Below are 7,030 nucleotides of genomic sequence, written 5' to 3'. Positions count from 1 at the left end.
ATTGTGAGCAATCTTGTGCATGAAGGCGACGGGGCCACCTGTCAGCCTGTACTCAGCGTCCTCCGCACGCTGTCGCGCCAGCCCATGACCAGCTTTTCGCGCTGGCTTTTCGCCATTCCGGGGACAAAGCGCCGTTCAAGCCGCCAGAGATCCGCAAACCGATCCGGCTCCGGCAACAGCCCTGCATCGAGGCCGGCGAGATAGGCGGCTCCCAAAGCCGTCGTCTCCAGCACCTCCGGCCTGTCGACAGGTAATGCKAGAATGTCGGCGAGCCGCTGCATGGTCCAGTCGGACGCGACCATGCCGCCATCGACGCGCAGCACCGCGGCGCCCTGCCCGGCGTCCGGCCAGTCGGCACGCATCGCGTCGAGCAGATCGAGCGTCTGGTAACAGACGCTTTCCAGCGTCGCCCGCGCCAACTCGCGCGGGCCGCTGTTGCGGGTGAGCCCGAAAATAGCGCCACGCGCCTCGGCGTCCCAATGCGGCGCACCGAGCCCGACGAAAGCCGGCACCAGGTAGACCGCCTGGGTCGGATCGGCCGCTTCGGCAAGCGGCCCGGTCTCGCTTGCCGTCTCGATGATTCCGAGCCCGTCGCGGAGCCATTGCACAGCCGCCCCCGCGACGAAGATCGAACCCTCCAGCGCATAGGTGCGCTCGCCGCCGAGCTGATAGGCGATGGTGCTGAGCAGCCGGTTCTGGGATGCCACCGGCGTCGAACCGGTGTTCAGCAGGGCAAAACAGCCGGTGCCATAGGTCGACTTCACCATACCGGGCGTGAAACAGGCCTGGCCGATCGTCGCCGCCTGCTGGTCGCCGGCCATGCCACGTACGGGGATCGCCGCGCCGAAATGGTCGGGCAGCGTCTCGCCGAACAGGCAGGCGCAATCGCGAACCTCCGGCAGCAACGAGCGGGGAATGTCGAACAGCGCGAGCAGGTCCTCGTCCCAGATTCCGCGCCCGATATCGAACAGCATGGTGCGCGCCGCATTGGTCGCGTCGGTTGCGTGGACGGCTCCGCCTGTCAGGCGCCACAGCAGGAAGCAATCGACCGTGCCGAAGGCGAGTTCGCCGGCTTCCGCCCGCCGGCGCGCGCCCGGCACATTGTCGAGCAGCCAGGCGATCTTGGTCGCCGAGAAATAGGGATCGATTCGCAGGCCCGTCCGGCTCGAAACCAGCGAATCATGGCCTCGCTCGCTGAGCTCGGCGCAACGCGGCGCCGTCCGCCGGTCCTGCCAGACGATGGCGCGGTGGATCGCCTGCCCGGTCCTGCGGTCCCAGATCAGCGTCGTCTCGCGCTGGTTGGTGATGCCGATCGCGGCAATGTCCGCGGCTGAGAGCCCGCCCTTGCTGACGGCCTCGCGGCAGGTCGCCAGAACGCTTTCCCACAGATCCTCGGGCTCATGCTCGACCCAGCCCGAGGCCGGAAAATGCTGTGGGAACTCGCGCTGCGCCGATGCCACAGCCCTGAGCGCACCATCGAACAAAATCGCGCGCGACGAGGTCGTCCCCTGATCGATCGCGAGAATATAGCGTGCTCCGGCCATGGCAGCAGTGGTCCTTCCCAGTGGCAGCCCGTCCGATCCGGGCTTGCCCCGAACTTGGCCGAAGCGTGTCGCCGCAGGCAAGCACTCCACCGACAAATGAACAGCGCACAGGTTCCGCTTGGCATCTTCATCAGGCTCTTGTTACGCTTCACCCGAAGCAAGCGGCCGGAGCGTGCAAACCGCGGCCGACGAGGGGTCAAAACACGGTGACGGTCGAGGACCGCCAGGATCGGGATATCGCGCTCGCGGTATCCCCAGGGGTTGATGGCGCCGATCCGCGCCCGATCGGCTCGTCTCCCCTCGGCCCTGCCCCCGTCACGCAAACCTATTACGCGCCCTCGCGCCATCCGGTCGCGACCTATGCCGCGCTCGATCTCGGCACCAATAATTGCCGGCTGCTGATCGCCCGCCCGGCCCAACATGGCTTTCGCGTCGTCGATGCCTTTTCCCGCATCGTTCGCCTGGGCGAAGGGCTTACAGCGAGCGGGCGGCTTGCCGATGCGGCGATGGACCGGGCGGTCGAAGCCCTGAAGATCTGCAAGAGCAAAATGACCCATCGCGGCGTCAGCCGCGCGCGCCTGGTCACGACCGAGGCCTGCCGGGCCGCCACCAACGGGCTCAACTTCGTCCGCCGGGTCGCTGCGGAAGCCGATCTCGAGCTTGAGATCGTCGACCAGCGGACCGAGGCGTCCCTGGCCGTCACCGGTTGCGCTGCGCTGGCCCATCCCACGGCGGAAGGCGTGATCGTCTTCGATATCGGCGGCGGCTCGACCGAGATCGTCTGGATGGGCGGGCGCTCGCAGGCGCGCGACCCGGCGGGTCGCATCCGCGAATGGGCCTCGCTGCCGATGGGCGTCGTCTCTGTCGCCGAGCGCTATGGCGGCGTCGATGTCGGGCGTGAAAAATTCGAGCGCATGGTCGATGATTGCAGCGCTGCCTTGAAGCCATTCGCGACGCGCGCTGCGGCGGCAAAGGACGCCGCCGGTTTCCATCTGCTTGGCACGTCGGGCACCGTCACCACCGTCGCCGGCATCCATCTCGGCCTGCCGCGCTATGACCGGCGTCTGGTCGACGGGCTGTGGATGGACGAGACGGATATCCTCGCCGTCATCGACCGGCTGGTCGATATGGACTATGCCGCCCGCTCGGCCAATGCCTGCATCGGCCGCGAGCGGGCCGATCTCGTGCTTGCCGGCTGTGCGATCTTCGAGGCGATCAGGCGCGCCTTCCCGAGCCGGAAAGTGCGCATCGCCGACCGCGGCCTGCGCGAGGGCATCCTGCTCCGGATGATGCATGAAGATCGCGCCTGGTGGCGCCGCAGGCAGGCATGACGTAAGTCCACGGGAAGGAAGCCCCGTAGCCATGAGCACCACCAAGAGATGAGCACCACCCAGCAATGAGCACCACCAAAGGCGGCACCGGCGCCCGCGATATGCGGGTCAAGGTGAAGAAGGCCGGCAAGCTCAAGCATTCCTCGCAGCTCTGGCTCGAACGCCAGCTCAACGACCCCTATGTCAAGCGGGCGAAGGAGCGCGGTTTTCGTTCGCGCGCGGCGTTCAAGCTCGAGGAGATGGACGACCGCTACAAGTTCCTGAAGACCGGCCAGAAGCTGATCGACCTCGGCTGCGCGCCAGGCGGCTGGTGCCAGGTCGCGGCGCAGCGCATCGGGCTCGAGCGGGGCAAGGGCGCGATCGTCGGCATCGACCTGCTGCACGTCGATCCGATCCCCAGCGTCGATCTCATCGAGATGGATTTCATGGCCGACGAGGCCCCTGCCCTGCTGACCGAGCGGCTCGGCGGCCGGGCCGATGGCGTGATGTCGGACATGGCGGCCAACACCACCGGCCACAAGAAGACCGACCATCTCAAGATCATCGCGCTGGCCGAGGCCGCGCTGGAATTCGCCTATTCGATTCTGGCTCCCGGCGGCTTCTTCCTGGCAAAGCTGTTCCAGGGCGGCGAAAGCGCCGAGCTGCTCGCCATGCTCAAGCGCGACTTCACCACCGTGCGCAACGTCAAGCCGGCAGCGAGCCGGGCGGATTCCTCGGAACTCTACGTGCTGGCGACCGGCTATCGTCGCAAGGAACAGCCGGCAGCGGACACAGAGGGCTGATCTGCCTTCCGAACGCGCCAGGGGGAGGTCTAGACGGCGCCCCCTGCTTACCCCCTCGCCTGCGCGCTGGAGTTGCCGGCCAGCCCTTCAGTCCAGCGGCTTCTGATCCTCGATTGCCTGGGCCGTTGCCTTGCGCGCGCTGAGCGGTGCGTGACCGGAAACCTCGGCGCCGGCATCGGGGGCAAGCCGCGTCATCCAGAGGGCCGACGAGGCCGAAATCAGCCCGACCAGCACGAAGGCCGGCCAGAAATCATGCGCACCCAGCGCCTTGCCGCCGTTCAGCATGTTCGCCGCCTCCAGTGCGAATGCGCCGATCGTGATCCCGAGGCTGAGCGACAATTGCTGCGCCACGCTGGAGAGGCTGGTCGCGCTCGACATGTCCCGGTTCGAGACATCGGCATAGCTCAGCGCATTGATGCCGGTGAATTGCAGCGAGCGGAAGCACCCACCGATCAGCAGCACGCTGAGCATCAGCCATTGCGGTGTCGTCGGCGTGAACAGCCCGGATGCTGACAGGAAGGCCGATCCGATCAGCGCATTGAAGATCAGGACATGGCGGAAGCCGAACCGCGCCAGGATCGTCTTGGCCAGCGTCTTCATGATCATGGCGCCGGCGGCGGACGCAAACGTGATCAGGCCGGAATGCAGCGCGTCATAGCCAAAGCCGAGCTGAAGCATCAGCGGCAGCAGGAAGGGGATCGCCCCGATGCCGACCCGGAAGATCGAGCCGCCGAGCACGCCGATCCGGTAGGTCGGGATCTTGAAGAGCGAGAGATTCAGGACCGGATAGGCCGTTCGGCGCGCATGCCAGAGATAGGTCATCAGCGAGGCCAGGCCCGCGATCACGAAGCCGATCGAGGCTTCGATCGGCACCAGATGCCGGCCGCCGGTCGCAAGCCCCAGCATCAGCGCCGCGAAGCCGAAGGCCGACAGCATGAAGCCCCGGAGATCGAGCGGCGCAACGTCCTCCTCGCGGACATCCTCGAAGAAGCGGCTCGCCAGAACGATGCCGATCAGCCCGATCGGGATATTGATGAAGAAGATCCAGCGCCAGTCGAAATAGGTGGTGATGAAGCCACCCAGCGGCGGCCCGACCACCGGCCCGACCAGGGCCGGCACGGTCAGATAGGCCAGCGCACTGACGAGCTGCGATTTCTCGACGCTGCGCAGGATCACCAGCCGACCGACGGGCACCATCATGGCACCGCCCATGCCCTGAACGAAGCGCGCGCCGACGAAAGCCCCGAGCGAATTCGAGATCGCACACAGGATCGAGCCAAGCATGAAGACGCCGAGCGCCGTGCGGAAAATCGTGCGGGCGCCGTAGCGATCGGCCATCCAGCCCGAGATCGGGATGAAAACCGCGAGGCTGACGAGATAGGAGGTCAGCGCCAGCTTGAGCGCGATCGGGTCCTCGCCCARCGATTGCGCGATCACCGGCAGCGAGGTCGCAATCACGGTGGAGTCGGTGTTCTCCATGAACAGCGCGCAGGCGACGATCAGGGGCAGGAGTTTGGCGCGTTGCACGGATAAGGAACCTTGCGGCCCGGAGCCGGGATCGGAGAGTTTTGTTCTTTGCCACGCCGGWTGTGGCATGAACACGGCCATTTTGCCTGGATCGCGAAGAGACGCTCTGCGCCTGTCGCATGAGTCGCGTTATCGCAGCGCAGCATAATCCGCCTCAATTTCGGCTGAGGCCACTAGCGGCGATGCCGCACGCATGATATCGGGCCTCGTCAACTCGGTAGCGGGCGCATGTTGTCGCCCACCCTGAAATGCCCCGCATGGGCTTGGAGTTGGCGATGGCAAGCATCAGTGACACCCTCATCCGCGACGGCCTGACCTTCGACGACGTCCTGCTCGAGCCGGGGCCGTCCGAAGTGATGCCGGCCGACGTCAATATCTCGACCAAGCTCACCAAGACGATCTCGCTCAACCTGCCGATCATCGCCTCGGCGATGGACACGGTGACCGAGGCCAGGATGGCGATTGCCATGGCGCAGGCCGGCGGCCTCGGCGTCGTCCACCGCAATCTGGAGGCCGACCAGCAGGCCGCGCAGGTGCGGCTCGTCAAGAAATTCGAATCGGGCATGGTCGCCAACCCGATCACGATCTTCCCGGACGAGACACTGGGCGACGCGCTTGCTCTGATGCGGCACCATTCGATCTCGGGCATCCCCGTGGTCGAGCGCGGCCCGCAGGGACACAAGGGCAAGCTCGTCGGCATCCTGACCAACCGCGATGTCCGCTTCGCCGACCGCCCCGAGCAGCCCGTCGCCGAGATCATGACCAAGGATCGCCTGATCACGGTGCGCGAAGGCGTGACCCAGGAGGAGGCACGCCGCCTGCTCCACCAGTTCCGCATCGAGAAGCTGCTGGTCGTCGATGATCATTTCCGCTGCATCGGCCTGATCACCGTCAAGGACATGGAGAAGCAGGTCGCCCACCCGCATGCCGCCAAGGACGCGCAGGGTCGTCTCCTGGTTGCAGCGGCGACTACGACCGGCGATCTCGGCTTCGAGCGCTCCGAGCTGCTGATCGACGCCGGTGTCGACATCATCGTCGTCGACACCGCCCATGGCCATTCCGCCAAGGTGCTGGAAGCGGTCACCCGGGTGAAGAAACTCTCCAATACCGTTCAGATCATTGCCGGCAACGTTGCCACCGCGTCCGGTGCGCAGGCTCTCATCGATGCCGGCGCCGACGCGATCAAGGTCGGCATCGGGCCGGGCTCGATCTGCACCACCCGCATCGTCGCGGGCGTCGGCGTGCCGCAGCTCACCGCGGTGATGGACGCAGCCTCGGCGGCGAGCAAGGCGGGCATTCCGGTCATCGCCGATGGCGGCATCAAATATTCCGGCGACCTCGCCAAGGCGCTGGCCGCCGGCGCCTCCTGCGCCATGGTCGGCTCGCTGCTTGCCGGCACAGACGAAACGCCGGGCGAAACCTTCCTCTACCAGGGGCGCTCCTACAAATCCTATCGCGGCATGGGCTCGGTCGGCGCGATGGCGCGCGGCTCGGCCGACCGCTACTTCCAGCAGGACATCAAGGATGCCCTGAAGCTGGTGCCGGAAGGCATCGAGGGTCAGGTCGCCTATAAGGGGCCGGTCTCCGGCGTGCTGCACCAGCTCGCGGGCGGCTTGCGGGCTGCGATGGGCTATGTCGGCGGGCGCGATCTTGCCGACTACCAGTCCAAGGCCCGGTTTATCCGCATCACCAGTGCCGGCCTGCGCGAGAGCCATGTCCACGATGTCACCATCGTGCGCGAAAGCCCGAACTACCCGACGCGATCCTGAGGCCCAGGCCTCGCCGATACCATCGTGACGCCGATTGGCCCTCATACCGCGAAATTGCCCCAAGAGCATGCTGCGAA

At 66.3% G+C, this 7,030-nt stretch carries 5 protein-coding genes; 3 read left to right on the top strand and 2 right to left on the bottom strand.

Annotated elements, in window-relative coordinates:
- Positions 1-41 precede the first annotated feature (41 nt).
- Positions 42-1,544, bottom strand: coding sequence for a glycerol kinase GlpK (gene glpK / locus AC1D34_RS02365; RefSeq protein WP_441505943.1), 1,503 nt, complete (start codon positions 1,542-1,544; stop codon positions 42-44).
- A gap of 206 nt (positions 1,545-1,750) precedes the next feature.
- Between glpK and AC1D34_RS02360 the strand changes: the two genes are divergently transcribed.
- Positions 1,751-2,875, top strand: a complete 1,125-nt coding sequence (locus tag AC1D34_RS02360) for a Ppx/GppA phosphatase family protein (RefSeq protein ID WP_476823400.1) — start codon at positions 1,751-1,753, stop codon at positions 2,873-2,875.
- A 65-nt stretch (positions 2,876-2,940) separates the two neighbouring features.
- Complete coding sequence (locus AC1D34_RS02355; RefSeq protein WP_476823399.1) at positions 2,941-3,657, top strand: RlmE family RNA methyltransferase; 717 nt, start codon at positions 2,941-2,943, stop codon at positions 3,655-3,657.
- An 87-nt stretch (positions 3,658-3,744) separates the two neighbouring features.
- On the opposite strand, the gene AC1D34_RS02350 is transcribed toward AC1D34_RS02355, so the two are convergent.
- Positions 3,745-5,184, bottom strand: coding sequence for an MFS transporter (locus AC1D34_RS02350; protein ID WP_441505945.1), 1,440 nt, complete (start codon positions 5,182-5,184; stop codon positions 3,745-3,747).
- 275 nt (positions 5,185-5,459) lie between these two features.
- Here AC1D34_RS02350 and guaB point away from each other — a divergent pair, with 275 nt between their 5' ends.
- Complete coding sequence (gene guaB, locus AC1D34_RS02345) at positions 5,460-6,953, top strand: IMP dehydrogenase (RefSeq protein ID WP_441489739.1); 1,494 nt, start codon at positions 5,460-5,462, stop codon at positions 6,951-6,953.
- Positions 6,954-7,030: the final 77 nt, after the last annotated feature.

Source organism: Allobosea sp. P1_A7, from assembly GCF_056406775.1.
The sequence above is the reverse complement of the archived record's forward strand: the minus strand, read 5'-3'. Positions and strand labels throughout refer to the sequence as shown.

Coding starts and splice junctions, on each gene's coding strand:
- AC1D34_RS02355 (WP_476823399.1), top strand. CDS start 2,941: ATGAGCACCACCAAAGGCGGCACCGGCGCCCGCGATATGCGGGTCAAG.
- guaB (WP_441489739.1), top strand. CDS start 5,460: ATGGCAAGCATCAGTGACACCCTCATCCGCGACGGCCTGACCTTCGAC.